We start from the raw sequence: 24,900 nt of genomic DNA, 5'->3' as shown, positions 1-24,900 counted from the left end.
TGCGCAGCTGTTTATATGACTATTTTTTATATAAACAATAAGCAATTGCTTTATATATTTTTAAAAATATATAATAAAATTAATATTTCTTAAACTTGAAGGGATAAATTAAAATTAAATTTTATCTAGTTGACTAAAACTAAAGGAACGCTCTTTACTGGTTAAATACCATGTGTTGAGCATTCTTTGTTTCCGGATAGCTGCTTTAGGAATTCAGGGGCAGCTCTATAAAGCTGTGATCATTTGATGGAGGGGTTTTAAATGCAATGGTTAAGCAAAAAGAATATGATCACAACAGCTGTTATCCTGATTCTTGCTACAATTTTTTACTTATCCCAAAAATCAGGAATGTTTGAAAACCCAACAGCAGAGGGATTACGGGACTATATAGCTTCTTACGGCGTTTTTGGACCTATTGTTTATATGACAATGTTTTCAGTGATCCCGGCGGGTTCAGTTATTGCGGTTGCAGGGGGAATGGCCTTCGGAATGTACTTCGGAACCTTGTATACAATAATCGGTGCTATGATTGGCGCAACAGTTGCCTTCTATATCTCCAGGTTGCTGGGAAGAGATTTTGTTGAAAAGCTTGTTAAAGGGAAAATGCAAAAATTTGAGGATGGAATGGAAAAGGGCGGTTTTCTACTGGTCTTAATGATGAGGCTTATTCCCATAATACCCTTTAATGTAATAAGCTATGGAGCAGGACTGACCAGGATTAAATATATCGACTACATACTCTCCACAATGATTGGCATTATTCCAGGGGTTCTTGTTTTTACAAACCTGGGGGACAAGGCCTTATGTGTCAGATCCCTTGAATTTATGCTGGCTGTTGGCATATTGGCTTTGATGGTTATAGCGTCTATCCTCTTAAAGCGAAGATTCTCTTTTGAGGAGCTGCAAACCAGGTTTTATACGTGCAGGATACAGAAAAAGTGAACTAATACTTAGAGCTATTTAAAACTTTATGAACCCAAAACACAACAATAGCAAGAAATTGATTTGTGAAAAAAGTTTATCCAATATATAATAAAAATGTTATTTCATCAACAGCATGAGGCAAATAATGGCCTTTAAGCATGACATTAAAACAGTTGCTTAGCTATAAGGGAATAATAATAACAGAAGTTATCTATTTTAATGTGTTATACGAGGTGAGCAAATGAATACTCCTTTATTGCTGGTCCAAATACCTCCCCAAGATGAGCAACAATCAGAAGCAGCCAGCGCTGTCATTGAGACGGAAATTATCGCCATTGCGGTTTTCGGAAAGGATATTGACGTACCCCTAACGGTATCAACTCAACGGGTATTCGACGCAGAAAAACCTTTCCGGTTTCCTACTGAAATCACCCAAGGGGCTACAAAAACCAGAATTGTTTACCGCTATACACTGGCGCAGTGGCACGAATTACTGGAAACCACCACTTTACCGATAACGCCTGCCGCTCTAAAGCAACTCATGATACCCATGTTATTATACATGAAGCAGAATTTCCCGGACATCTTCGGCGACATTGAATATGACCGCGAATTCGATCCTGATCAATACGCCGAGTTATACCCTATGGAGTAACCTCCGTACAAAAGAAAGCAGCTGAAAGCCCAAAAAGGCTCAGCTGCCTGCCATTAGCCCCTCCATGGCAAGCATATTAAATAATTTGCCTTATTATGTCGATGTCCTCATAAACAGTTACGACCACTGTATTTCCAGCGGCCGATTATCACAATAACTTTGTTTATTTTTATTATATATTTAAATTGGAGAGTCTAAACAAACGTCCGAGTCCAAATTTCTGAATTATATTGTAGAAAATGATACTGGCTTGATCAGGAGAGGCGTAACCGTGAGTTTTAATTAGCGCTAATATGTCCTCTGTCTCTTTGGTTGTCACAGGAAACATGGAGCGAAGGTTTTTTATGTAATTATTATTTGCGTTCGGAGATATACGACATGCCGCTTCCCAATCCAAAACAGCTTGAATGAATGCGGACGCGATAAACGCCCTTCCTTCCATCTGCGAAGGTTCATTTGGAAAAATGTTTTTTATGGATTGCAGGTAAGGCATTTGAGCCTTTGCAACCCTGTCATAATTATCCCATAAATCAAAATCATACTTAACTAGTCTGGCATTAACCAGCGGATCAGTTATGGAATTGGAAATGCGGCAAGCTAAATCCTTCATGCCGCTAATCCAATTAATGTTGGTATTATTAGTATTATTTATATAAGAAAGACTTGGAAAGCCTTCTTGATTTAAGATTAAATGCTGCAATTCATGCGCGGTGTCAAAAGCATGAGCAAACTGTATGGGAACCTGTTTTATTATAACAACATACTCGATTTCTTTGGTGTCTGGATTTTCTAAACCAATAGACTTCATTCGGGAATTTAACCTTTCGTCAAAAGCCCAATTTATTTTAGTGCTAATTTTATGTCTTTCATTTTTATAAAAATTTATGAATTTATCTGAATCTTGAAGTAGCATTTGTAAAACATAATCTTCTGAAAATACCGGCAGTCCTATTTCTTTAATCATATTTTCCCTGGAAGAACAGCAATGTTTATATTTTTTGCCACTCATACAAGGACAAAGATCATTTCTGCCGACTGCTGTTGTCATTATTTCAGTCCTTCCATATAAGTAATCTTACGAAAATAATTAGACAGACAACATCAAAATCCTTTTTATGCTGCTACACTGCTACCTGCTGACCGGCCTGGCAAAAAATCTTATATCCGTGCATATGTGAACGATACTCATAGTTCGTGAAATCAGTCGCTTCACGGTCTGCTCTAACAGGATTCGTGTTCGTTGTGTAGAAATATATGAAAAAGTGGAGGAGGGATGGACTATGGAGAACAGAAAATATCCTTTTTCATGGGATTTGCTTGGGGACATCGCTGTTGGACGGCCAAACCTCGGACCAATAACTCGGATCGAGTTGTACCGGCTCATGCAATATACTTTTCGTGACGTAATTGAGGCAAAGTTCGGTGCGGAAAAGGCTGACGAAATTTTTTACGAGTCCGGCAGATTGGCTGGCCGTGAGTTCTTTAAGAATATGATCGGCAAAATAAACGACTTCCATGAATTTATCCGTAAGCTGCAGGAGTCACTAAGAGAGTTGCGGCTCGGCATTCTCCGGGTGGAAAAGGCTGATATTGAGCAAGGGTCGTTCGTTTTGACCATCGACGAGGATCTTGACTGCTCCGGGCTGCCGGAATCTGATCAAGAGATCTGTAAGTACGACGAGGGATTCATAGCGGCCCTGATGGAGTCTTTCTTCACCGGCCGGCAATTTCGCGTGAAGGAGGTAGACTGTTGGTGCACTGGTGACCGTACCTGCCGGTTTACCGCCGAGGTTATAGTCTAGTTTGGAGGGAACCGTTATGGCTATGCAAGGTGACCGGCAGGAAGCGCTCCTTGACCTTGCTGTACGAACATTGGAAGATGTGATATCAAATAAGGTGTCGGCTAATACATTGCCGGCTGCTTTACAGTCGCACCCGGAGTTTGTCGATTTACATGAGAAGCTCGCGGCTATTAGAGGTTTTATTTCAGCCCTGGCCAGCGGAGATCTATCTCAAAGTATGCGAGTGAAGGGGTTTCTTTCCGGCGGGCTGCGAACTTTTCAAGCAAATCTGCGGCATTTAACGTGGCAGACCCAGATGATTGCCGGCGGAGATTTTACCCAGCGGGTCGACTTTATGGGGGATTTTTCCGCCGCATTCAATTCCATGACAAAGAAACTGGCGAAGGCTACGGCGGAACTGAAAGAAAGTGAAACCCGGTATCGCCTGCTGGCGGAAAACGTGTTGGATGTCATTTGGGTCATAGACCTGGCGGGGCGATTTACCTACGTTAGCCCGTCGGTTGACCGGCTTCTGGATTGTACCCAGGAAGAGATTATCGGTCGTACCATAGAAGAAGTTCTGTCATTCGCTTCCTTTCGGGCATTATGTGTGAAGTTAAGGCAGTTTTCAGCCGATGAGGAGGCAGTCGGCCAGGGACATATTTTTGAATTGGAGCATTTTAAAAAAGACGGTCGGGTCTTGTGGATAGAGGTTTCCGTAAGCGTGCTGCGCGATGATGACGGTAAGATGGCAGGAATCGTAAGCGTGGCGCGGGACATCTCCAAACGGCGCAAAGCTGAAAGAATGCTGCAGATGGCTTATGATTTGCAGCGCAAAAGCGATTTTTTTAATGATCTCATCAATGGTAATATCTCTATAAATAATAAAGATGCTGTGGCAACTGCCAAAAAATGGGGAATAGATCTAACGGTTCCTTTTTTTTGCTGCTTGATTGATCTTGGGGATAAAGAACTCTTTGAAAAAGATAAAATTAATCATCTTGACCTCCAGCAGAAAAAAAGATATATAAACAATCTTTTGAGCAAAAGCCGGGAATACGTTGTGTGGGATATTCGGGATGCCATAGGAGTTTTGGTGCAAGCCGGTTGTGCACTTGACATATCGGACGCGGATATGCGGACTGCCGCGCAAATCAGGGAAAAAGTAAGCCTCTATACCTCTGATCTCATAGTAACAATGGGCGTGAGCGACATGCACAGGGGACCTGACAGCTTAAAAAAAGGTTATCAGGAAGCGCGGAGCGCAATCATTTCGGCCAAATGTCAGGGAGAAAAAGGCGGAGGAATTTATTATTACCGGGATATCGGACTCTATCAACTTCTGGCAGCCTATGATAAAAAAGAGCATGCCGCAGAGTATGTCCAAAAAATGATCGGCCCGCTCATAAAGTACGATCGTGAAAAAGGAGCCAGCCTTTTACTTACCCTTGATATAATTTTGCAAAGCAGCAGCTTGAAGGAAGCAGCCCAAAAAATTTTTCTGCACCATAAAACTTTAGTCTTTAGAAAACAGCGCATTGAAAAAATTTTGGGAGCATCTATTGACCAATTTGAAACAAAGCTGGCTTTAGCGGCAGCAATTAAAATGCATAAATTATTAGGTAATCCAGTAAATAATTAGAAATATTAGGCATTGCTAGACAGCTTTTTATCTCCAGCAGATAATAAGCTGTCTTTTTTTGCTGAAATAATTTGGTTCTGCGGAGAATAGCAAGAGTCACCAAACAGGTTTTATAATCTATTAAAGGGAAGGAGGCGGGTTGATGCGTCATTACGTGGCTAGACAGCCAATTTTCGACCAAAATCAAGAGGTCTTTGCCTACGAATTATTATATCGCTCAGCGTTATATAACGGTTATTCCAATGAGGACGGCGGCCGGGCAACAACAGAGGTTATCACCAATAGCCTTTTGCTGATTGGCCTGGATACGCTTACAAGGGGTAAAAAAGCCTTTATCAATTTTACCGGAAACTTACTGGAAAATGAGGTTGCAACCCTTTTACCCGCCGGACTTGCCGTGATAGAGATCCTGGAGGATAGCGAACCTGACGAAAAGGTTCTCGAGGTTTGCAAGAAATTAAAGAAAATGGGATACCAGCTGGCCCTCGACGATTTTGTTTACGAGCAAAAGTTTGCCCCATTGATTGAACTGGCGGATATCATTAAAGTTGACTTCAAGGTAACGGGCGCGGCAGAAAGAAAAGCTGTTATTAACCGGCTCGGGAAAAATAAAAAGTTTCTGGCCGAGAAGGTGGAGACCAGGGAAGAATTCACTCAGGCGCTGGAAATAGGCTATTCCTATTTTCAGGGATATTTCTTCAGCAAGCCCATCATAGTTTCAGGTAAGGATGTCCCCGGCAACAAGCTTATTTATCTTCAATTATTGCAGGACCTCCACTCGCAAGAGTTCGACTTTGAGCAAATTGAAAGCCTTTTTAAGAGGGACGTTTCCCTGTCGTATCAACTGCTCAAGTATATCAATTCCGCAAGCTTTTCCTTCCGGTCGGAAATCAATTCCATTAAGCAGGCGCTGGTTATGCTCGGGCAAAAAGAGATTAGCAAATGGCTCTCCCTGGTGGCGCTGAAAGGAATAGGCGAAGATAAACCGGACGAGCTTTTCGTCACATCCATCTGCAGGGCTATATTTTGTGAACTGATTGCGCCGAAAGTTGGTTTGTCCCATAGTCGCTCCGACCTTTTCCTGTTGGGCATGTTTTCCCTAATCGACGCTTTTCTCGACCAGCCCTTGTCCGGCATTTTAACCGGACTGCCCATATCCATGGAGATTAAAAAGGCTTTATTGGGAGAGCAAAGTTTATTTAAAGATGTTTATAATCTGGTGTTGTTTTATGAGAGGGGTGACTGGGAAAACTTTCATGAAATAAGTGTTAAGCTAGGTCTTGATGAAGCGGAGGTCATCAGATTTTATATTGATTCGCTAGAAATAGTAAATCAAATATTCTAAATAAAAAATAAAAGATTTGAAAAGGGGCTGACTAATCTAATGTTCTTTTTTTCCAAGAATAAGCAAATGTCTGGCGTGACCAATGCCAGCCAAGCGGAAATGGATTTCTTAACTGCCTTATTTGATTTTTCACTGGCTCATAGTGAGATGATGGCTTTCAGCACATCAATTAAGGTTCGGGAAATTTCGGAGAAATCGGCGGATCTGGCTGCCGCTGCCGAAGAAATGTCGGCCACGGCGGAGGAAACATCGGCTTCCACCCAGCAAATTAGCGCGGTAATGCAAATGGTTGATGCGAAAGAATTGGAAAGTTTTAATAATATTAATGAATTAGCGTCGCTGACAAAAAGTTCAGGTGAAATGCTTAATAACATGGTTGGCAACGCTACAGAGTTATTGGAAAAGATTAAAACTATCGACGACATCAGTCAAAACGTATCAGATATAGCCGATCAAACAAATTTGCTCTCTTTAAACGCCGCTATTGAAGCCGCGCGCGCGGGGGAACACGGCAGAGGCTTTTCTGTCGTGGCGGAGCAGGTTCGGAAGCTGGCCGATCAAACTAAGCAAGCAGTTAAGGAAGTCAAGAACATTTCAGATGATATGAATGGCAGGGCCATGAATACCAATAGCGCCGTAACGAACGTGAAAGACGTTTTCCATCGGTACTTGAATGATACGCAAAAAGTTACCGATATTGTGCGCGAAAACAGACACCAAGTTAAAGAAGCTGCCGATGCTATCGACAACATTGCAAAAGCGGCGCAGCAACAGGCTTTGACCACTGAAGACCTCGCCAGGCTCTCGGGAGATTTGGCTTCCGTCACGGATTTTGGCGACGTTTTAAGCCGAGATGTTGAGCGATTGAGCAAAATAATAAAACCATATTTAAGTGTTGCCGAAAAGGAACATATATTAACTGTACTGGCGGCCAGGCTGGTTGACCACGCTAACTTTTTGCGCAAGGTAATAAAAAGCGCCGGTAAAGGAATAAGACTGGCAACACACCGCGAATGCGCTTTCGGCAAATGGTACGAGGAAGAACGCGGCCAATATCAAAATATTGCCGCTTACTCAGCAATTGAAGAGCCGCATAAAAAATTCCACGAAGCCGCTAATGCACTTTCAGTCGACTGCAATTCAAAAAACGCGGAAGCTGTGGTGGACACGTCGTTAGAAATCCTGGAGGCTTTTATTAAGCTGTCAACCGCTTTGCGAGGTTAAATCAAGCCCCGGCGGTCTGAGCTTCAACCCGGGGCACCACCAGCCGCGATTTGGGGGCGCGGACAGTTCTTTTTTTTATTTGCATACAGCTCCTTCTCTGCTTGTAGAAACCGTTTTGATATATCTGGCCAGATATCCTGTCTTAACCTTTGCGCCCGGGCATTTCCAGACCTTTTTCCTTCTATCCAGTTCCTGCTCTTCAACTAACAAGTTCAGAGATCCGGCATCCAGATCGTATTCAATTAAATCGCCTTCCAGCACCAGCGCTATCGGGCCACCTGCAAATGCCTCCGGGGATACGTGACCAATGCAGTTACCGCGAGTACCGCCGGAAAATCTTCCGTCGGTAAGCAGGGCTACCTGGTCACGCAGACCCAGGCCAACCAGCGCTGACGTCGGAGCCAGCATTTCCCGCATACCAGGCCCCCCTTTGGGCCCTTCATACCTGATAACAATAAAATCACCGGGTTTGATACAATTATCCAATATTTCTTTCATTGCATCCTCTTCGGAATCAAAGACTCTTGCTCTCCCTTGGTATTTTCTCATGCTTTCGCTCATTGCTGACGCTTTAACCACCGCTCCGTCCGGAGCCATGTTGCCAAACAAAATGGCTATACCGCCTGCGGGGCTGAGCGGAGCTTCCAATGGCCTGATTACCTCCGGGTTACTGACTGCACCTTCATCGGCCAGTTCCCAAACAGTTTTGCCTGAAACGGTAATATTGTCTTTTAACAGGGGTTTGATAGTGTTCATCACGGCCGGTATCCCGCCGGCATATTCCAAGTCCTCCATAGTACTGTCACCCGAGGGCTGAAGGGGGCAAAGATAAGGAGCCTTAGAATTGATCTTGATAAAGTCATCATAGGTCAGTTCAATGCCCGCCTCGTTAGCAATTGCAGTCAAGTGCAGCACTGTATTTGTTGATCCGCCTATGGCCATGTCCAGATAAACGGCATTCTCCAGGGAACTTTTGATTAATATTTTTCTTGCTGTTATTCCTCTCTTCACCAAATCAACGATCTTTTCACCGCTTTCAAAGGCAATCCGTTTCTTCTTGGCTGAAACCGCGAGGGATGTTCCGCATCCGGGTAAGGACATCCCCATTGCTTCACATAAACAGGCCATTGTATTTGCTGTATACAATCCCTGACATGAGCCGGCGCCAGGGCAAGCTTCCATTTGAAAACAAGCTAGTTCATCGTCGTTTATCTTGCCCGCCCGGTAAGAGCCTACAGCTTCAAAAGCATTTTTTACCAAAGTCAGTGATTCACCCCTATAGCGTCCCGTCAGCATTGGACCTGCGGTAACTATGACAGCGGGTATATCCAGTCTCACCGCAGCCATAAGCATGCCGGGCGTGATTTTATCACAGTTTGTCAATAAAACAATCCCGTCCAGAGCATGGGCCACTGCCACTGACTCTATTGAATCGGCTATTAACTCACGTGAAGGCAGCGAATAATGCATCCCAATATGGCCCATGGTAATTCCGTCGCATATTGCCGGAACACCAAAAACGAATGCATAACCGCCGCCGGTGTGAATACCTTTTTCAATATACCTCTCGAGGTTACGCATATCGACATGTCCAGGCACCATGTCCGTAAAACTGCTGGCAATGCCGATAAAAGGCCTGTCGAAGGATCTTTTAGATACTCCCATAGCGTGCAATAACGCCCGCTGACCTGTCTTATCGAACCCCTTTTTAATTTTGTCACTGTTCATTTGAGCAACACCCCTTTTATTACGAAATACCTTGAAAAATCAATCCTCAAACGTCGCAGCTGCTTATTCACTCTAAATTAATGCATGCAACTCACGCATAGGCCTTAGCAAGTTTTGTTTCATCATAGCTGAAGCCGTTTCTTTATCACGCTTTTCGAAGGCCAGTATTATGGAGGCATGCTCTGCCACAGAGGTTTGCGTGGCGGTTAGCGGTTGATTTAAAAAGATGTACTTGAACCTTCTTATATGAATCTGCAGCGATGCGCTGAATGAAGCAATGTAAGGATTATCCGATAGCTCTACAATAAGATTATGGAACTGCTCATCAATTTCCATCGCCTGAAATGGCTGCCCAATTTCTATGGCTTTGCCAAACTGCGTATTCAGTTCTTTCAGCATTTCGATCTGTTCCGGTAAAATAAGCTGCGCCGTATATTCGGCCGCTAGCGCGTGGAGCGACGCAAGAACAGGATACATTTTTAAAATATCTTCTTTCTCGATGCCCGTCACTCGCGTTTCTCTGCCGGGATGCATCGAAACCAACCCCTGCACCTCTAAAAGCTGTAAGGCCTCCCTTATTGGAGTTCTGCTGACAGCCAGAGAATCTGCCAGTTCAGCATCGATTAATTTCTCGCCCGGCTGCAGGGTGCCCTCAATGATCCACCTTTGGATTTGCGATAATGCTCTTTCTTTCGCGGATATGCGTATTGGTGCGGAAAAATCTGGGGGTACCGGCATGTGTATTATTCTCCTTAATGAATTACTTATATGCAATATATCGCATACATATATCAAATGCAAGTAATATTACTCTTGCCGCAAAAAATAATTTTTATCTCCCGCCATAGAAAGCGCGACCCGCATCCCCGGATACATAAGAATTGCGGGTTATTATGCTTTATCATGATTTTTAGCAGGCAAAGTCCGTTAAAAATTGTTAAAATAAGCCGGTATTGTATAAGATAGGGAATATTTACGGCAAGCTGGGAGTGAAAAACAGGGCCCAATGCGTGAAACTGGTCCGTGAAGCAAGGCTGCTGAAAGAGATGTAAACGTATTCGCACTTGACCAGGCGCCTTACATTGTTGATTCCCAACGGCAGCTTCCCCAAACGACCTGGAGAAATCGAACAGACTTTTGCATAAAATCAAATTATTTTGCTAACTCTATTTTCATACACAAACAAAGGGTTGCATATTTTTTACGGGCAGGCACGTACTGGACAATCTCCTATTGGGTAAGTTCAAAAAAAGGATAATAATCAAAAAAAACAGTTAGGAATGCCTTGGAAAGATGAAAAGGCAAGTGAAGAAAATAAGATTATTTGGAATATAAGGTGGCCTATGAAAGTCGGTATTATCGGTGCGGGGATTTCCGGATTAGCTTGCGCGCACGAGTTGGAACGGCATGGTGTCATACCGGATATTTTTGAACAACGGAACCAAGTCGGGGAACTTGTTACACACTGTGCCGCAGTACTGAAGGTCATGAACAGGCCCGTCAAGGATCAAATTGAAGATTTGCGCAAAAACCTTAATATCCGTTTAGAACCATTGAACCCATTAAAAAAAATTACAATGAATACTCCCAAAGCTTCCGGTACTGTTTATGGAAAGCTCGGCTATCTTATAAAGCAAGGCCAAGACCAGGATAGTACGGCAAATCAACTTCTCTCACTGATCAAAGCCCCTGTTTTTTATAATTGCCGGGCCGATTTCACCAGGCTGGCCCGTGAATATGATTACGTTATTATCGCCAGCGGTACCAGCGATATAACAAAAACCTTGGGTTGCTGGCAGGATGTTGTTAAATCCTGGGTGATGGGTTCAACTGTACTTGGCTCATTTGAGCCAACCGCGATGAAGATGTGGCTTAATACGGAATACGCTAAAAGAGGATATGCTTACCTCAACCCTTTTAACCAGAAAAGCGCTTCCTTAGTATTAGTTGTCCAAGGAGCGGATAGATCCAATATAGGACAGTACTGGAGCAGATTTTGGCAAACAGAAAAATTTACCTATGAAATTGCCAGCCTGTGGGACCTGGAACACTCTTCCGGTTTTGTTTACCCGCACCGGGTAGATAACATCCTTTTTGTCGGCAACGCGGGAGGATTTTTGGAGCCGTTACTGGGTTTTGCCCTGCTGGGGGCAATCTACAGCGGTGTTTACGCCGCAAAGTCAATCATTGAGGGAATAAATTACGAAGATTATCTTGAGCAGCTAAAAGAAAATACCCGGATTTCCATAGCCTTAAGAGCATACTTAAATCAGTATCAAAATAAAAACTTTGACCGGCTTATTGCCCTTTTGACTGCTCCGTTGATTAAAAATATGATTTACAACACCAACCTTGATGTCTTAAAATATATTGCTTCACTTGTTCATTTGATCGATAAGGTTAAGTCATTGAAATAAGAAAAAATGTTTGACAACAAGCAGCCGCCGAATCCTGCAGCCGGCGCTTTGACCGGGGTCTGCCACGGTCAAAGCGCCGGATTGCCGGATTGCGTCAACGGCATGAATGTCTAAATCATCCCGATGCCGGAAGCTGCATTGTTGATGACAAAGCCTGATCATGGGCATGATTTTTAGCAGCCTTTTCCTCCGTTATTAATCTGTCGGCTATAACCGAAATAAATTGCCCGTTAGTTGGTTTGCCGCGATCGATATTCATGGTGTACCTGAAAGTCTTACGAATCATTTCAATATTTCCCCTGTCACAAGCCAATTGTATCGAGGTTCTAATGGCACGTTCAACTTTGGAAGGAGTTGATTTAAATTTCTCCGCTATCGTCGGGTAAAGCTCTTTTGTCAGGGCGCCGAGCAGACTGGTATTATGATAAGCCATTATTATGGCTTCCCTTAAATAATGATATCCTTTCACATGGGCGGGAATTCCCATTTCGTGCATAATGTTAGTGATATTTGTGCCCAAGTCCCTTGTTTTAGGTTTCTGTTCATATTGATAGAGGGTGACTTTACTTGAAAGCTGACGTATGCGTTCAACCAGCAGGCTTAGATCGAACGGCTTAATTATAAAATAATCGGCGCCAAGTTCCAGTGCGCGGCAGGTAATACTATCCTGTCCAAAGGCAGTCAGCATAATCACTTTTGGTTTGTTGCCGGCGCCGGCTAAACTCTCTAAAACACCGATACCGTCAAGCTGCGGCATGATGATATCGAGAACTACCACGTCCGGACTGTGCTTATGGATCATTTCTATTGCCTGCAGGCCGTTGTTCGCCAAGCCGGCAATCTCCAAACCGTCTTGTTTCCCGATAAAACTACTTAAAAGCTCACAGAATTCTCTGTTGTCATCCGCGATTAGCACTTTGATGCTTTTTTTCTCTAACATAATCCCGCCTCCGATTTATACAGCTTTTTTTTATACTATTTGACGGTTGGCCATATATTCCCTTCGGGAAACGTGTCGATGAATGTTGATGCAAAAAAATTTTTTTAAAGATAGATTTACCTGGCGAAGGCGACATGATCATAAGAACGTCTCAATCTCCATTATTCAGAGCAATCTTCAATTAGCTTTTGAAGCTGACCGGCCCAAGCGGTTTGACAGGTATCTGCAGGAAATCGTTGAAGAGATTGATACAATATGGGCGGTAAAGATATTATTTGACGAAATTTGTGATGAAATGTAGAATAAGAAAAATAAAGCTATACAGCCATATTATTGAAACTGGGCGATATCGCTGGTTTCAGCGAAATCAGCCCGGAGGCAGCCGCAGGACCGGGGTAGCTCTTCACGGCCGGTTTAACCGCCGGCAATGACGTGGGGGTTGCGCCTGTCGCCCTGACCCGCAAAGAATTTAAAACATTTACTAGGGAGGCGTGATATGAAGCTCCGCAATAAAGTGTTGAGGTTAGCGAGTGTCTGCGCAGTCGCGCTGGCAGTCGTTGCGGCGTGCGGCCTGCTGGCTCCGCCCGGCGCGTTTGCCGCCGGACCGGTGTTTACAGACCTGCCCGAAAGCGATTTCTATTACCCGTTCGTCAACTACCTGGTGAAAACTGATCTCATCCACGGCTATCCCGACGGCAGCTTTCAGCCCGGCGGCTCTCTGACCAGGGCCGAAGCCGCCGCCATGCTGGCCAGGGCGGATAAATTAGACGGACAAGCAGTCCCCGCCGTCCAGACATTCAGCGATGTCAGCCCCTGGCACTGGGCTTACACCGTAATTGCAGGAGCCAGCCGGGCCGGTCTCCTCACAGGTTACCCCGACGGGACGTTCAGGCCCGAAGAGCCCGTCAGCCGGGCCGAAGCCTGCGCGCTGCTCTTGCGCCTGACCAACATGCCCGTGTCCGGCGACATAACGCTGTCCGATAGCATCGTAGACGTCCAGCCGGCGCACTGGGCCAGACAGCAGATAGCCGTGGCATTGCAGGCCGGCCTGTTCACCGTGGCCCGGAAAAACAGCTTCGCCCCCGAAGTCCCGGCCACCCGCGCCCAGATGGCCAGAGGCCTGGCCACGATCCTAAACATAGATCCCGAGCGGAACAAAGTATCGCTGATCTGCAGCGTCACGCCCGTAAAAGGCAAAGTAACCGTCACCGAACCCGGCAGGAGCCCCGTGGATATAACCGCCGTGACAGCCGTCCAGGCCGGCGCGATAATAAAAACCGGCGCCGGCAGCCAGGCGGAACTGAACTTTTCCGACGGGTCAGGCTTGAGGCTTGACGCCGATACCACGATGACCATTACGGACGCGCGCGGCCGGACCACCATATTGAAAGACGGCACGCCCGGAACCATAATAGATTATTTAAAGCTTGACCTGGCCAAGGGCAGGCTTTTCGGCGCGCTGGCCGGTATGTATATTAATAAAAACGAAACCAATACAAATACAGCCGGCCGCAGCCAAAATAACATCCAACTGGCCTACGCCGGGGCAGGCCTGCCCGCCGGCCTTCTGGCCGAAGCGGAAGGCCAGGACCTTCAGTGGTGGCAGTCCGCTTACGAAGAAAAAGTCAGAGTGGAAGTAGACATGCCCTGGGGCGTCGCTTCCGTGCGGGGCACCTTCTGGATGAACGAAGTGGGCCCCGGCTATAACATCACCAGCGTTATCGACGGGCAAGTGCAAGTCGTTTCGGGCAGCGGGCAACCCGTTACCGTGTCTGTCGGCCAGGCCACATCCATCACCTCGCCGGGCGCGCCGCCCACGCCGCCGGCCCCGCTGACCCCCGAGCAGCAGCAAATCTGGCAGGCGGTCCAAGACTGGGTGGAAGGACGGGTCAACGCCATTGAGCAAAACACGCCCGCAATCACCCCGCCCGTTCCCGTAGAGCAGCAGACCGGCCCGGAGGACACTCCGCCACCGCCTACTCCGCCGCCGAATATACCAACACCGGCGCCGGAAACAAATCCTCCGCCGTCTCCTAGCCCTGGGAGCAGCAGGACCATCACAGGGACAGTCAGTCTGCCCTCGGGAACGGCCGGGAGCGATATAAACATTGCTGTTCTCGCCGAAGCCGACGGACTCACCACCCCGTTAACGTGTTTGTTGACCATTCCCGGCGGTCAGAGTTCCGCCAATTACAGATTGACCGTTCCGGACAGCTATGTGGGTTACAGTTACCGGGTCAGATACTATGTGCAAAACAGCTACGTGCAGGTCGGCTATTATGCCACCGGCGGCACCACGGCGTATTTGGACGAGGCCGCTCCGGTCAGCGTCAGCGGCGGCAGCCGGACGGGCGTCAACCTGACGCTGCTCCGGGGATACGCCATCAGCGGCGTGGTTTCCTTGCCGGGGGGAGGGCCGGGGAACATCCAAGTCACTGTCAGCGCCACTCAGGAGGGCAAGCAGTCTTCATGGGGGACGAATCTAACGATTTCATCTTCGTCCAACCCCGCTGACTACGCCCTGTATGTTCCCGCCAGCGCGCCGGGTTACGGGTACCGGGTGAAATATTCCGTCCAGCCGGGATCGGGCTACGTACAGCAGGGTTTTTACGCCAACGGCGCGACCACGGCCTATTACGAGTTCTCCAGCTTGGTCGACGTGAACTCCGGGGACCGGACGGGCGTCAACCTGACGCTGATTAGAGGAAAAGAGATCAGCGGCACCGTTTCGCTGCCCGGTGATAACGAGGCGCCGGCCGGCGGCATCGCGGTGCAAGTTTTTGCCCAGACCGACCCCTGCGCTTTCTGGTGGAACTCGCCCGTTGTCACGATACCGGCGGGGGCAAGTTCAGCGGGATATGCTCTAAGCGTCCCGGAGAGCCAAGCGGAAGGGCCGTACCTTGTCAGCTATCAGCAAACAAGCAGTTCAAGCTACGCCCAGCGCGCTTATTATGGTTACGACAGTATAACCACGCCGTATTACGAAAATGCTGAATGGATATATGTCAGTGGAGGAGACCGGGACGGCATCGACCTCACCCTTTTGTCCGGATACACCATTTCCGGAAAAGTGCGGCTGCCGGAAGGACAACAGGCGTCAGCCAACCTCGATGTGAGGGTCGAGGCCATGCTAGGAGAAGGCACAGGCGGTTACCCCCCCAACGGGTGGACGGACATCATCATCCCGCAGGGACAAAATTACGCGGAATATAGTCTGGTTGTCCCCGCGGAGAGCGGCTACCGGTTGCGGTACTCGGCGAGTGGCATAGCGCCGTATGGCGTGCTGCAAGGCTACTATATGGAGGACGGAGAGGTCGGGCTGATAGACGTCTCTGAAGGGAGTGTCGCGGATAAAGACCTTACCATTCTTATTGGAAGCGCCATCAGCGGCACCGTGTCTCTGCCCGGCGGGGCGACGGCGGCGGGGAATATCAGCCTTTGCGTAACCGCCGTTAGCAGCGGAACGATGTATTCGGGCATGGCTTATGTAACCATCCCGAACGGAGGACATTCTGTCAATTACAGCCTTGTTGTTCCGCAAAGCGGGGAGTATTTAGTAAATTATTCCCTGACTCATCCAGTGCCGGGCTATATGCAGTACGGTTATTATTCAGCAGACGGCACCACGTTAAATTATTACAATTACACTTGGATTAGCCCGGGAAGCCAGGGCCGGGATGATATCAACCTCACCCTGATTCCTGCGGCTTCGATCACCGGCACCGTGTCGCTGCCCGCCGAGACGGCGGAGGAAGACATCCCGCTCTACGTTATCGCTTGTAAGCCACAGGAAGAATTGAGCTTTTATTATAAAGCTCATGTAGTCATCCCGGCCGGGAATAGCGGCGCGGGCTATAGCCTGGCAGTGCCAAAAGAGGCCGGTTTTGAGCTGTTTTATTCATTGGGCTCGCTGAGCTCGCCCGAACTAGGCTACTTGCCATGCGGCTATTATGTCTCCGACGACGTAACCGAGCCCGAATATGATAACGCTGCCTTGATTGACGCAAGCTCCGGGGATGTGACGGCCGACCTGCACCTTATTCCCAGTGGACAATACACGCCTTCGGCTCCGGCGATCATTTCCATCACAGCCGCCGACAGCGGGTGCAACGAGGGTCTGGGCAGCGGTGACACAGTAACCATAGACTTCGACGTGTATACCAACAGTCCTCCGGTAGATAGCAAGGCCGCGGTAGATGCCCTGATCGACTTTGGCCAGAGGGTATTCGGCACAGACTACGCCGGCACGTGGACAGACGCCAGAACCCTGGTGCTTACTGTCAGCGACGCCGCTTACGGCACTTTGGCAGTTGGCGATACGCTTACCATTAAAGAAAGCGGCGGACTGAAGACGGAGGACGGCCTGTCCCCGGCCAGCACCGCCAGCGGTATTATCGATGGCACCTTTGTCGGCACCTATACAGAGCCGCCGGCTATCGTCTTCGCCAGCGCGGTTAATGGGGGGGGTAGCTCGGGAGTATTGGACAACGGTGATAAAATTATCATTCTTTTTGACGTAGATACCAACCAACCGTTAGTCGACAGCAAAGCAACCGTTGACGCCTTGATTGACTTCCAAGGGAAGTCGTTCGGCACGGATTACAGCGGCAGTTGGGATGACTTAAGAACACTGACTATTACCGTAATCGACAACGCAGGCGGTAATCTGGCTCCGATGGATGTATTTTATATCAAGGCCGGCGGCAACCTGAGAACAGCGGACGGGCTGTCGCAGCCCAGCACCGCCGGCTGGACTATTGGCGGCTCTTTCTGACCTTAATATAAATAAGGGTGGTCTATTATAAAAGGTATGGCCACAACCCAAGCGATTCAAACGGTTTAGCTCCAGGCCCGGCGGGGAACAATCCCGCCGGGCCTGCTTATAATTAAGAATGCTGCAATTTTAACGTGGACAAAGTCCTTTTCCGGTGATAGCATAATATAGGTATATTTTTCATGTCGAATTTTGAGATTTTTTGCTAAAGGAAGGCGAAGCGATGCGGGGCCGGGTGGAAAAGCTGAAAGGAAAAAGCGTGGCGATCGTGCTTGTCGTGCTGGTTCTGGTGACAAGCCTGGCCGGCGCCTGGGAAGGACTTGAGCTAAGCATTTATGACAGCTGGTTCAAGCTGCGCGGCGCGCGGCCGGCGCCTGATGATATCGTGGTCGTGGCCATTGACGACCGCTCCATCGGGGAAATCGGGCTGCTGCCCTGGCAGCGCCAGGTGTACGCCCGTTTGCTGGAGAAATTAAAAGACGCGAAGGTCGTCTGTTTCGACGTGGTTTTCGACACGCCGGGCACGCCCGAGGATAATGCCGCTCTCGCGGCTGCGGCGAAAGCGCAGGGCCGGGTGGTGATGGCCAACATGTTCTCTTTTGAACAGAATGCGGGAGAAGTGTACCAGGTGCCGCGCTTCCCGGTGAAGCAGCTGGCCTCCGCCACCGCCGGCATCGGTTTCGCCAACGTGCCGCAGGACCTGGACAGTGTGATCAGGCGCGTCACCACTGTGGATACGAATACTTTCGGCAGGCCGTTTCCCTGTCTTAGCCTGGCGACATTGCTGACGGAAAAGGGACTTAATCCGAACAGCCTGAAACTTGCCGGGAACGGGGTCCTGTACGCGGGTGATTTGGCCGTTCCCATTGATGATAAATATCAGACCTTAATTAATTTCTGGGGCCCGGCCTCGACTTTTCAGACATACAGCTTCACGGACATCCTGAATGACCGGGTGAGCGGCGACAAATTGGCGGGGAAGTCCGTGTTTGTCGGCTTCACTTCGGCGTCCGAACACGACTATGTCACCACCCCTTTCACGCTCGGCAATATGGTGCTGGGCGGCGCCCTGCCGTCACCGGGAGTGGAGGTGCATGCCTCCGCCCTGGCCACCTATCACTCTGAAGGGTTCTACAGGAGGGCGCCGCTGGCCGTCAACCTGGCAGTGTTATTGCTTGTCGGCGCATTGTCCGTGGCCGGTGTGGCAAGGGCGAAAAGCCCCTTGAGAGGGCTGCTCTACCTGCTGGCAATCATGACGGCGGCCGGTTTGGGCGTGTACCTGTGCTGGTGCTGCGGGCGCTACTGGGTCAACCTGGCGACGCCGGTGGGGCTGGGCATGCTGGTATACACCGGCATGACCGCCGAGAACCTGGTGCGCACCGAACTGGACCGGCGGCGCACGCGCGCGCTGTTTGCCCGCTATGTTCCTCCCGCCGTGGTGTCGGACTTGCTGCAGCACCCGGAGGACATCGTCCTGGGGGGTATGAGAGTGGAGCTGACGATATTCTTTTCGGATGTGCGTGGTTTCACCTCGTTCAGCGAGGACAAGACGCCTGAATATGTGGTGCAGCGGCTGAACGAATACTTTACCGAGATGAACGCGATAATTTTCAAGCACGGCGGCACTTTGGACAAGTACATGGGTGACGGGATTATGGCCTTTTTCGGCGCCCCGATTCACTATGAGGACCACGCCGACCGGGCGCTGGCGGCTTCCCTGGAAATGCTGGAGCGCCTGAAGGAGCTTAATAAAAAATGGGAGGAACAGGGCGAGCCTTTGTTCAACATCGGTGTCGGCATCAATTCCGGACCTGTCGTGGTCGGCAACGTGGGCAGTCCGGAGCGGATGGATTACACGATCATGGGCGGGGAAGTGAACCTGGCCTCGCGTCTGGAGAGCATGAACAAGGAGTATAAAACAAATATTATTCTTAGCGACCGCACGCTCAAATATCTGAAGAACAAGGATGAACTGCCCGGGGAAATAACGCTCCTGGGCGAGACCAGCGTGCGCGGCATGGTTGAAAAAGTGCTCATTTACACGGTTAAAGCCGGAAAAGCAAGCGAGGGTTAATAAATTGTCTAGTCTGGTATCAATCGAACATACTTCTCAAATCCTCTAAAAAAGTACCTGGTGAGCAGACTGGAAAGTCAACTTTCCCCGCCCATGTTTTCCATAAAAAATGTTTGTCGAGACTCAACAGCCAATCCACATTCGCTGAGATCGCAGCGGCAAGGATTGGCGCGTCTTTTTCATTGATCATTTTTGGGGCTGATTCCAGGGTATCGTTATCGAAGTCAACGATAATAAAAGGCAGCGTTTTAAAAAGCAAATAATATTGTTCAAGAGCGCCCGGTAATTTTTTTTGCACGTTTCGCAATACCTCCGTTACTACATCTTCGGATATAAATGGTATTATCACTTTTAACTCTGCCAGCACTAATACTTCGTGCGCTCCTCCTTTATTGGAAGCGAGACCCGCAATAATCACACTGCTGTCAATAAAAACCTTATTTCTCATATTGGTGGCTTCCTTCTCTTAACTCTTCCAGCAGGCTTTCTAAATTAATATTGTTCTTATTCATCTCTCTTTTTACAGAGTCAGCTAATTCTTTCACCATGATTTTTTCCGGTGTGGCAATAATTGCGTTTCCTGCGCGAAATATTTCTAAATAAGTGTTTTCACCTATATCCAAGGCATTTCTTATTTCCGCCGGGATGGTCAGCTGCCCTTTTCCCCAGACGCGCACCTTTCTTACTTTTTTGCTTTTAGTCTCATCCATATACATGCCCGACATTCTGAAAATCATCCTTTCCGAATTTCTTAGTTTCTTAATATTATATATTGATTGGCCTCAATTAGCAACAAAGAACAAATTAAGAATGAATTCGTCTTTGACTTTTGGGTATACATAAGCGGCGATTTTGAGCTAATTTCAAAAAGCGAAAGAGTCCGAGGAATAGTGAGGGAACTGTTTGAGCGAATGGAGCGAGCGAGTTTGACCGAACACAAATTCACCCCGGGTGGAGTTTTATTCCCACGCCGGGGCGTTGTATGTGTCTGTTGTATTCCGTTCCCGTTTACCGCCGGTTGACGCCGGCTTCCAGCAGGTCGTTGGCCTCCTGGACGCTGAAGCCCCGGTGAATCAGTCCGTGCACGGCGGCCAGCAGCGCTTCCGGGTGCGGGCTTTGCCAGACGTTGCGGCCCATGACGATGCCTTTGGCGCCCCCGTCGAGCGCACCGGCGATCATTTTCAGGGTGTCCAGGTCGGTTTCGCATTTCGGCCCGCCGGCGATTAAGATCGGGACCGGGCAGCCGGCCGTTACCTGCTCGAAGCCTTCCTCGGTGTAATAGGTCTTGACCAGGTCCGCCCCGTGCTCGGCGGCCGCGCGCGCGCCCAGGGCGATGAAGCGGGCGTCTTTTTTCTGCTCCTCGTTTATTTTCCCGAGCCCCACCACGCCCAGCAGCGGCATGTTCCATTTGCGGCACTCGCTGGCCGCCCGGGCAAGCCCGATGAGAGTTTCATGTTCATAGGGCGAGCCGATGAACGCGGAGGTGGCTATGGCGTCGGCGCCGGCCGCCAATGCGTCCTCCAGGGTGGCGGTCTGTCCTTCCCGGGTCAGCTCCGGGCCGGAAATGGTGGCGCCGCCGCTGATCCGCAGAATGATGCCGGGTTTGTTTACCGGCTCAAAAGCGTGCCGGTAGATTCCCTTTGTCACCAGCCAGGCGTCCACCAGTCCGGTGGCGTCCAGTCTGGATACAGTTTCTTTGACATTTTTAAGCCCTGTCAGCGGACCCAGGGCCATGCCGTGGTCGATGGCCACCACCAGGGACCGCCCGGTGTCAGGCCGCAAAATCCGGTTCAGTCTGACTGAAAAACCATCCATTATTTAGTCCCCCTCCGGTATTAACACAACACCCTTGATAATTTCCTGCCTGCGGGCCTGCTCCACCGCGTCCAGCATGTCGTCCAGCGTGTAGCGGTGGGAAATAAGGTCGTCCACTTCGATTTCGCCGCTGCTGATTAAGGAGACCGCCAGTTGGAAGTCGGCCGGAGTGGAAGCGAAGGTTCCGGTAAGCATAATCTCGGCATAATGAAGCCAGCGCAGGTCCACCGGCACCGGCTGTCCCGCCGGCGGGCCGCCGAAGACATTGAATATGCCGCCGTTGCGCACGGCCGGGAAATACCGCTCCATCACTTCCGGCACACCGAGGGAGGCGATGACGATGTCCGCGCCGAGCCCCCCTGTCAGGCGGCGCACTGCGCCGCCCACATCCGCGCTGTTCGCGTCCAGGCACACGGCGGCGCCCATTTTTTCAGCCAGCGCGAGCCTGTCCGGGCGGACATCGGCCACCATCACCCTGGCTTTGTGCCACAGCGCGGTCTTCAGGTGCATCAGGCCCATCGGACCGGCGCCTACCACCAGCACGTTGTCGCCGACATTTGTCCCGGTGGCGCGGGCGGCTGCCAGGCAGCAGGACAGCGGCTCGGCCACAGCCGCTTTGTCGAAAGGGACGTGGTCCGGCAGTTTTACCACGCCGCCGGCGTTAATGATTTGCCTCGGGATGCGCACGTATTCGGCGAAGCCGCCGTCAATGCCGTGCGACAGCCCGAATTCATGCAGGCAGAGGTTGTGTCTGCCGCGCTTGCAGAAAAAGCACTCGCCGCAGACGGCGATGGGGTAGACGGCCACCCGGTCGCCGGCCGCGTAGTTTTGCACGCCCGGCCCGGTTTGGGCGATAATGCCGCTTACCTCATGGCCCAGTATCGCCGGCAGGTCTTTCGGCGCTCCCTGGCCTAAAAGCATCTTGATGTCGGTGGCGCAGATGCCCGAGGCCCTGACCTTGACGATAATTTCTCCCTCTCCCGCGACGGGAGCGGGTACGGATTCCAGCCTGATATCCCCCTTGCCGTGCATGACGGCGGCTTTCATCAACACTTGCCCATTCCCCCCGCCTTTTGTACTTCTTCCATTAACGAGCGCATTTTGACCAGACTTTTTTTGCCGGTTTGCAGCTCCACGCCCGAACAAAGGTCGATGCCGAAAGGCCGGACGCTCTCAACCGCCTCCCTGACGTTTTCCGGCTTGATCCCGCCGGCCAGGAAGGCCGGCAGGGCGGAATCCGCCACCACCCGGGCGGCCTGGTCCCATTGGCCGGTTGTGCCGGTGCCGCCGAACCTGACCACTCCGTTGATTACCGCTGCTGTGTCCAAAACCACCGCGTCCACGCCGGCCTCCCGGCACTGTTCAACCTGCCGGAGCATGGCCTCCGGATCGAATTTTGAATCGCTGTCTCCGGCCGCCGGCAGAAACAGTGATTGCCAGATTTCCATGCCGGGCGCGATTTTTTTGAGCTGCCCGGCCATGGCCGCCCCGTCCTGGCTGAGGAACTGGACGGCAAAGGGTTTCAGCCGCGTCACCAGTTCCGTCAGGCGGTCCGGCCGCATCTGGTGAACCAGGGCCACCGCCGGCACAGGGGGTGTGGCGAAGATGGGCGCCGCGCTTTCCACTGTTTGTGCGCGCGGCGAGTAGGATACTTCGATCACCGCGCCGATATAGTCCGCTCCTTCTCCGGCGGCCATATTAGCGTCTTCGGTATTGGTTATGCCGCAAATTTTAACCCGACAACCAGCTTTCATTGATATAATTCCTTTCCACGCCGTTTTCCGTTACCCGCGCGCCGGTGTTGTCCACCTCGGTAACCATGATCCGGCTCTTCGCCGTGCCCCGTGACTCAAGAAATTCCAGCAGTCTGTCCGGCACTTCCGGTTTTTGGGTTAAGGCGAATACCGTCGGCCCGACCGAACTCATGCCGGCCAACTCGGCGCCCGCTTCCCGGAAACTGGCGATATAGTTGTATATTTGCGTACCCGAGATGCCGTGCTGCTCGCACTCGGCGCGCTTGGACCCGAGGAAGCAAATGTCGAACAGGGCGTCGCCGATCCCCTTCAGGTTGCCCTGCACCATGGCCGGCATCATGTCCAGCAGGATAATCTGCGCCTTGACGCCGCTCTGCAGGTAATCGAGGTACCTGCCCCGCCGCATGAGAACTTCCACTTCCGATTCGGCGGCCGTTTCCTTGCCGGTAAACTCGTCTTCCAGGCTGGGGACGTCGGGAATGACGATGACGACTTTCGTATCCGGCATGGCCGCCCGGTAGATCATCTCCAAGTTATCGGTCGCCATTATTATGCCCCCGTTGACACTGGCCATCGCCCCGATGCCGGTTTCAAACCCGCGGATCAGGCAGCCGTTGCCGCGCGGGCTTTCCTCGCAGGCGTTGTAGCCGACAATCCGGCGCAGTTCCCTGTTGGTGAAGGGCCGGCCGAGGACTTCGTTCATGCCGATGCAGGCTGCGGTCATCGAACCGGTGGTCGACCCCATCCCGACGTGGCGGCGCTTGTGGTCGTAAAGCTCAATTTCAAACCCGCCCCGGTAGCCAAGGATTTCCTTGATTACCTTGGCGAAATGAGTGGCGACCAGGGGCCGCTCCCCGCGCACCACGATTTCCGGGTTTGTGGTCGAGCGCACCTTGGCTTTCAGGTAAATGCCGATAGCAATGCCCATTCCCCCGCCGCCCGGCCGGACAGGGCTGAACCTGTTCATATCCAGCACTGTCGGGTGCAGGCGGGCGGGCAGGGTTACTTCCACCTCTCTCCCGGTGGGTTCGGATACCGATCTCGACGCGAAGCCGCACTGTTCCGGGTGAATGACAAAATCCTTCTGGCCCGGCTCGAACTCCTCGAGCACAGCGGTAAACCGGTCAAACGGCCCGCCGATGACCCCTATTTTAATAGTTTGCTTTTCCATCGTAAAAACCTCCACAAATCATAATTTTACCTGCCATGCTTACCGTGCTTGCTTTTTACCTACCATCCCTCCCAGGATATTTTGATTTGTGGCAGATATGGCGTCCGGGCAATCAATCAAAAAAGGCATTCCGGTAGGAATGCCTTGAATGACGGTGCCGTATAAAACATGTCTGGAAATGCACCCAGCATAACCACCTACCATCCTACCATAAAGCCATTATAAAGCCAGTCCCGTATCCAAGGCAATGATAAAATTTGGCAATTGAGGGATTGAACTATAGTGAGTCCAGAATTCAGGAGTCAGTATGGATTTCTTGCATACCTTTCTGTCAAAGGTTTCCGCATAGCTTCCTTCACGAACTAATATTATTTTTCCCATTTGAAAGAAAACCTCTAATCTCGAATCTGTCGTGATAAACGTGCACAGTAAACAGTAATATGAAGCTTGTCAAAAGTTGCCGGAGCGCAATCCTACCATTGCCATGTAAAATCCTATATGAAAGTTTTTGTTCGTTCTTGATTCGGTTATAACTACGTTACCGGTGCAGTGTCAATAGTAAATGCTGTATTCTATTTTGTAAAACAAGACTTTAAAAAGAATATTGGCAGGTAGAGTATTAATGTTAGCGGTATAATAAAATGCAGCAAAAACGG

The 24,900-nt window shown here is 49.9% G+C and carries 20 protein-coding genes; 10 read left to right on the top strand and 10 right to left on the bottom strand.

Translation table 11 applies throughout. From position 1 onward, the window contains the following. Nucleotides 1-261 precede the first annotated feature (261 nt). Entirely contained in the window at nucleotides 262-942 is a 681-nt protein-coding gene (locus A4E54_RS05770; protein WP_240083456.1) for a TVP38/TMEM64 family protein, read from the top strand. 223 nt (nucleotides 943-1,165) lie between these two features. Next, a complete protein-coding gene (locus A4E54_RS05765) occupies nucleotides 1,166-1,579 on the top strand; it encodes a hypothetical protein (RefSeq protein WP_240083455.1) in 414 nt (137 codons plus the stop codon). 172 nt (nucleotides 1,580-1,751) lie between these two features. On the opposite strand, the gene A4E54_RS05760 is transcribed toward A4E54_RS05765, so the two are convergent. Continuing rightward, nucleotides 1,752-2,627: a YecA family protein gene (locus A4E54_RS05760; protein WP_240083454.1), complete on the bottom strand. Its 876-nt coding sequence runs from the start codon at nucleotides 2,625-2,627 to the stop codon at nucleotides 1,752-1,754. A 232-nt stretch (nucleotides 2,628-2,859) separates the two neighbouring features. Between A4E54_RS05760 and A4E54_RS05755 the strand changes: the two genes are divergently transcribed. The 4 genes from A4E54_RS05755 (at nucleotide 2,860) to A4E54_RS05740 (ending at nucleotide 7,571) form a co-directional block, all read left to right on the top strand. Continuing rightward, nucleotides 2,860-3,381 carry a V4R domain-containing protein gene (locus A4E54_RS05755; RefSeq protein ID WP_240083453.1) on the top strand — a complete coding sequence of 174 codons (522 nt, stop codon included), beginning with the start codon at nucleotides 2,860-2,862 and terminating at the stop codon, nucleotides 3,379-3,381. A 16-nt stretch (nucleotides 3,382-3,397) separates the two neighbouring features. After that, on the top strand, nucleotides 3,398-5,002 hold the full coding sequence (locus tag A4E54_RS05750; RefSeq protein ID WP_240083452.1) for a PAS domain S-box protein: 1,605 nt from the start codon (nucleotides 3,398-3,400) through the stop codon (nucleotides 5,000-5,002). A 142-nt stretch (nucleotides 5,003-5,144) separates the two neighbouring features. Further along, nucleotides 5,145-6,347, top strand: coding sequence for an EAL and HDOD domain-containing protein (locus A4E54_RS05745; protein ID WP_240083451.1), 1,203 nt, complete (start codon nucleotides 5,145-5,147; stop codon nucleotides 6,345-6,347). A gap of 39 nt (nucleotides 6,348-6,386) precedes the next feature. Next, nucleotides 6,387-7,571 (top strand): methyl-accepting chemotaxis protein, encoded by a 1,185-nt coding sequence (locus A4E54_RS05740; RefSeq protein ID WP_240083450.1) that lies wholly within the window; start codon nucleotides 6,387-6,389, stop codon nucleotides 7,569-7,571. A gap of 75 nt (nucleotides 7,572-7,646) precedes the next feature. Here the strand turns inward: A4E54_RS05740 and ilvD are convergent, their stop codons facing one another. Further along, nucleotides 7,647-9,299 (bottom strand): dihydroxy-acid dehydratase, encoded by a 1,653-nt coding sequence (ilvD, locus tag A4E54_RS05735; RefSeq protein ID WP_240083449.1) that lies wholly within the window; start codon nucleotides 9,297-9,299, stop codon nucleotides 7,647-7,649. A 72-nt stretch (nucleotides 9,300-9,371) separates the two neighbouring features. Further along, nucleotides 9,372-10,037 carry a GntR family transcriptional regulator gene (locus A4E54_RS05730; RefSeq protein WP_240083448.1) on the bottom strand — a complete coding sequence of 222 codons (666 nt, stop codon included), beginning with the start codon at nucleotides 10,035-10,037 and terminating at the stop codon, nucleotides 9,372-9,374. A 605-nt stretch (nucleotides 10,038-10,642) separates the two neighbouring features. Between A4E54_RS05730 and A4E54_RS05725 the strand changes: the two genes are divergently transcribed. Then, on the top strand, nucleotides 10,643-11,716 hold the full coding sequence (locus A4E54_RS05725) for an NAD(P)/FAD-dependent oxidoreductase (RefSeq protein ID WP_286724933.1): 1,074 nt from the start codon (nucleotides 10,643-10,645) through the stop codon (nucleotides 11,714-11,716). A gap of 115 nt (nucleotides 11,717-11,831) precedes the next feature. Here the strand turns inward: A4E54_RS05725 and spo0A are convergent, their stop codons facing one another. Continuing rightward, nucleotides 11,832-12,656 (bottom strand): sporulation transcription factor Spo0A, encoded by an 825-nt coding sequence (spo0A, locus tag A4E54_RS05720; RefSeq protein ID WP_240083446.1) that lies wholly within the window; start codon nucleotides 12,654-12,656, stop codon nucleotides 11,832-11,834. 88 nt (nucleotides 12,657-12,744) lie between these two features. On the opposite strand from spo0A, the gene A4E54_RS05715 reads away from it, so the two are divergent. The 3 genes from A4E54_RS05715 (at nucleotide 12,745) to A4E54_RS05705 (ending at nucleotide 19,504) form a co-directional block, all read left to right on the top strand. Further along, on the top strand, nucleotides 12,745-12,957 hold the full coding sequence (locus tag A4E54_RS05715) for a hypothetical protein (protein ID WP_240083445.1): 213 nt from the start codon (nucleotides 12,745-12,747) through the stop codon (nucleotides 12,955-12,957). Nucleotides 12,958-13,152: 195 nt separating this feature from the next. Further along, on the top strand, nucleotides 13,153-17,430 hold the full coding sequence (locus A4E54_RS05710) for an S-layer homology domain-containing protein (protein ID WP_286724930.1): 4,278 nt from the start codon (nucleotides 13,153-13,155) through the stop codon (nucleotides 17,428-17,430). 223 nt (nucleotides 17,431-17,653) lie between these two features. After that, nucleotides 17,654-19,504, top strand: coding sequence for a CHASE2 domain-containing protein (locus A4E54_RS05705; protein WP_240083442.1), 1,851 nt, complete (start codon nucleotides 17,654-17,656; stop codon nucleotides 19,502-19,504). A 19-nt stretch (nucleotides 19,505-19,523) separates the two neighbouring features. Here the strand turns inward: A4E54_RS05705 and A4E54_RS05700 are convergent, their stop codons facing one another. The 6 genes from A4E54_RS05700 to A4E54_RS05675 all read right to left on the bottom strand — a co-directional run bounded on the left by A4E54_RS05700 (nucleotide 19,524) and on the right by A4E54_RS05675 (nucleotide 24,244). Continuing rightward, a complete protein-coding gene (locus A4E54_RS05700) occupies nucleotides 19,524-19,952 on the bottom strand; it encodes a putative toxin-antitoxin system toxin component, PIN family (RefSeq protein ID WP_286724928.1) in 429 nt (142 codons plus the stop codon). Continuing rightward, nucleotides 19,942-20,229, bottom strand: a complete 288-nt coding sequence (locus tag A4E54_RS05695) for an AbrB/MazE/SpoVT family DNA-binding domain-containing protein (RefSeq protein ID WP_240083440.1) — start codon at nucleotides 20,227-20,229, stop codon at nucleotides 19,942-19,944. The genes A4E54_RS05700 and A4E54_RS05695 overlap by 11 nt, the downstream gene beginning before the upstream one ends. A 283-nt stretch (nucleotides 20,230-20,512) precedes the next feature. After that, nucleotides 20,513-21,319 (bottom strand): class I fructose-bisphosphate aldolase, encoded by an 807-nt coding sequence (locus A4E54_RS05690; RefSeq protein WP_240083439.1) that lies wholly within the window; start codon nucleotides 21,317-21,319, stop codon nucleotides 20,513-20,515. Between the two features lie 3 nt (nucleotides 21,320-21,322). After that, nucleotides 21,323-22,366 (bottom strand): zinc-dependent dehydrogenase, encoded by a 1,044-nt coding sequence (locus A4E54_RS05685; RefSeq protein ID WP_286724942.1) that lies wholly within the window; start codon nucleotides 22,364-22,366, stop codon nucleotides 21,323-21,325. Continuing rightward, nucleotides 22,366-23,073, bottom strand: coding sequence for a phosphoribosylanthranilate isomerase (locus A4E54_RS05680; RefSeq protein ID WP_240083437.1), 708 nt, complete (start codon nucleotides 23,071-23,073; stop codon nucleotides 22,366-22,368). Before A4E54_RS05680 ends, A4E54_RS05685 begins: the two co-directional genes overlap by 1 nt. Then, nucleotides 23,051-24,244, bottom strand: a complete 1,194-nt coding sequence (locus A4E54_RS05675) for a GHMP family kinase ATP-binding protein (protein WP_240083436.1) — start codon at nucleotides 24,242-24,244, stop codon at nucleotides 23,051-23,053. Before A4E54_RS05675 ends, A4E54_RS05680 begins: the two co-directional genes overlap by 23 nt. Nucleotides 24,245-24,900: the final 656 nt, after the last annotated feature.

It is taken from the genome of Pelotomaculum sp. PtaB.Bin117 (genome assembly GCF_002067195.1).
Taxonomy (GTDB): domain Bacteria; phylum Bacillota; class Desulfotomaculia; order Desulfotomaculales; family Pelotomaculaceae; genus Pelotomaculum_D; species Pelotomaculum_D terephthalicicum.
Note: the sequence above shows the minus strand (reverse complement) of the source record. Positions and strands in the feature narration are given on the sequence as shown.

Excerpts from the sequence above, each read along its gene's own strand:
- A4E54_RS05725 (WP_286724933.1), top strand. The coding sequence starts at position 10,643 with ATGAAAGTCGGTATTATCGGTGCGGGGATTTCCGGATTAGCTTGCGCG.
- A4E54_RS05755 (WP_240083453.1), top strand. The coding sequence starts at position 2,860 with ATGGAGAACAGAAAATATCCTTTTTCATGGGATTTGCTTGGGGACATC.
- A4E54_RS05690 (WP_240083439.1), bottom strand. The coding sequence starts at position 21,319 with ATGGATGGTTTTTCAGTCAGACTGAACCGGATTTTGCGGCCTGACACC.
- spo0A (WP_240083446.1), bottom strand. The coding sequence starts at position 12,656 with ATGTTAGAGAAAAAAAGCATCAAAGTGCTAATCGCGGATGACAACAGA.
- A4E54_RS05685 (WP_286724942.1), bottom strand. The coding sequence starts at position 22,366 with ATGAAAGCCGCCGTCATGCACGGCAAGGGGGATATCAGGCTGGAATCC.
- A4E54_RS05705 (WP_240083442.1), top strand. The coding sequence starts at position 17,654 with ATGCGGGGCCGGGTGGAAAAGCTGAAAGGAAAAAGCGTGGCGATCGTG.
- A4E54_RS05700 (WP_286724928.1), bottom strand. The coding sequence starts at position 19,952 with ATGAGAAATAAGGTTTTTATTGACAGCAGTGTGATTATTGCGGGTCTC.
- A4E54_RS05750 (WP_240083452.1), top strand. The coding sequence starts at position 3,398 with ATGGCTATGCAAGGTGACCGGCAGGAAGCGCTCCTTGACCTTGCTGTA.
- A4E54_RS05675 (WP_240083436.1), bottom strand. The coding sequence starts at position 24,244 with ATGGAAAAGCAAACTATTAAAATAGGGGTCATCGGCGGGCCGTTTGAC.
- A4E54_RS05745 (WP_240083451.1), top strand. The coding sequence starts at position 5,145 with ATGCGTCATTACGTGGCTAGACAGCCAATTTTCGACCAAAATCAAGAG.
- A4E54_RS05740 (WP_240083450.1), top strand. The coding sequence starts at position 6,387 with ATGTTCTTTTTTTCCAAGAATAAGCAAATGTCTGGCGTGACCAATGCC.
- A4E54_RS05730 (WP_240083448.1), bottom strand. The coding sequence starts at position 10,037 with ATGCCGGTACCCCCAGATTTTTCCGCACCAATACGCATATCCGCGAAA.
- A4E54_RS05695 (WP_240083440.1), bottom strand. The coding sequence starts at position 20,229 with ATGTCGGGCATGTATATGGATGAGACTAAAAGCAAAAAAGTAAGAAAG.
- A4E54_RS05760 (WP_240083454.1), bottom strand. The coding sequence starts at position 2,627 with ATGACAACAGCAGTCGGCAGAAATGATCTTTGTCCTTGTATGAGTGGC.
- A4E54_RS05710 (WP_286724930.1), top strand. The coding sequence starts at position 13,153 with ATGAAGCTCCGCAATAAAGTGTTGAGGTTAGCGAGTGTCTGCGCAGTC.
- A4E54_RS05765 (WP_240083455.1), top strand. The coding sequence starts at position 1,166 with ATGAATACTCCTTTATTGCTGGTCCAAATACCTCCCCAAGATGAGCAA.
- A4E54_RS05680 (WP_240083437.1), bottom strand. The coding sequence starts at position 23,073 with ATGAAAGCTGGTTGTCGGGTTAAAATTTGCGGCATAACCAATACCGAA.
- A4E54_RS05770 (WP_240083456.1), top strand. The coding sequence starts at position 262 with ATGCAATGGTTAAGCAAAAAGAATATGATCACAACAGCTGTTATCCTG.
- A4E54_RS05715 (WP_240083445.1), top strand. The coding sequence starts at position 12,745 with ATGCAAAAAAATTTTTTTAAAGATAGATTTACCTGGCGAAGGCGACAT.
- ilvD (WP_240083449.1), bottom strand. The coding sequence starts at position 9,299 with ATGAACAGTGACAAAATTAAAAAGGGGTTCGATAAGACAGGTCAGCGG.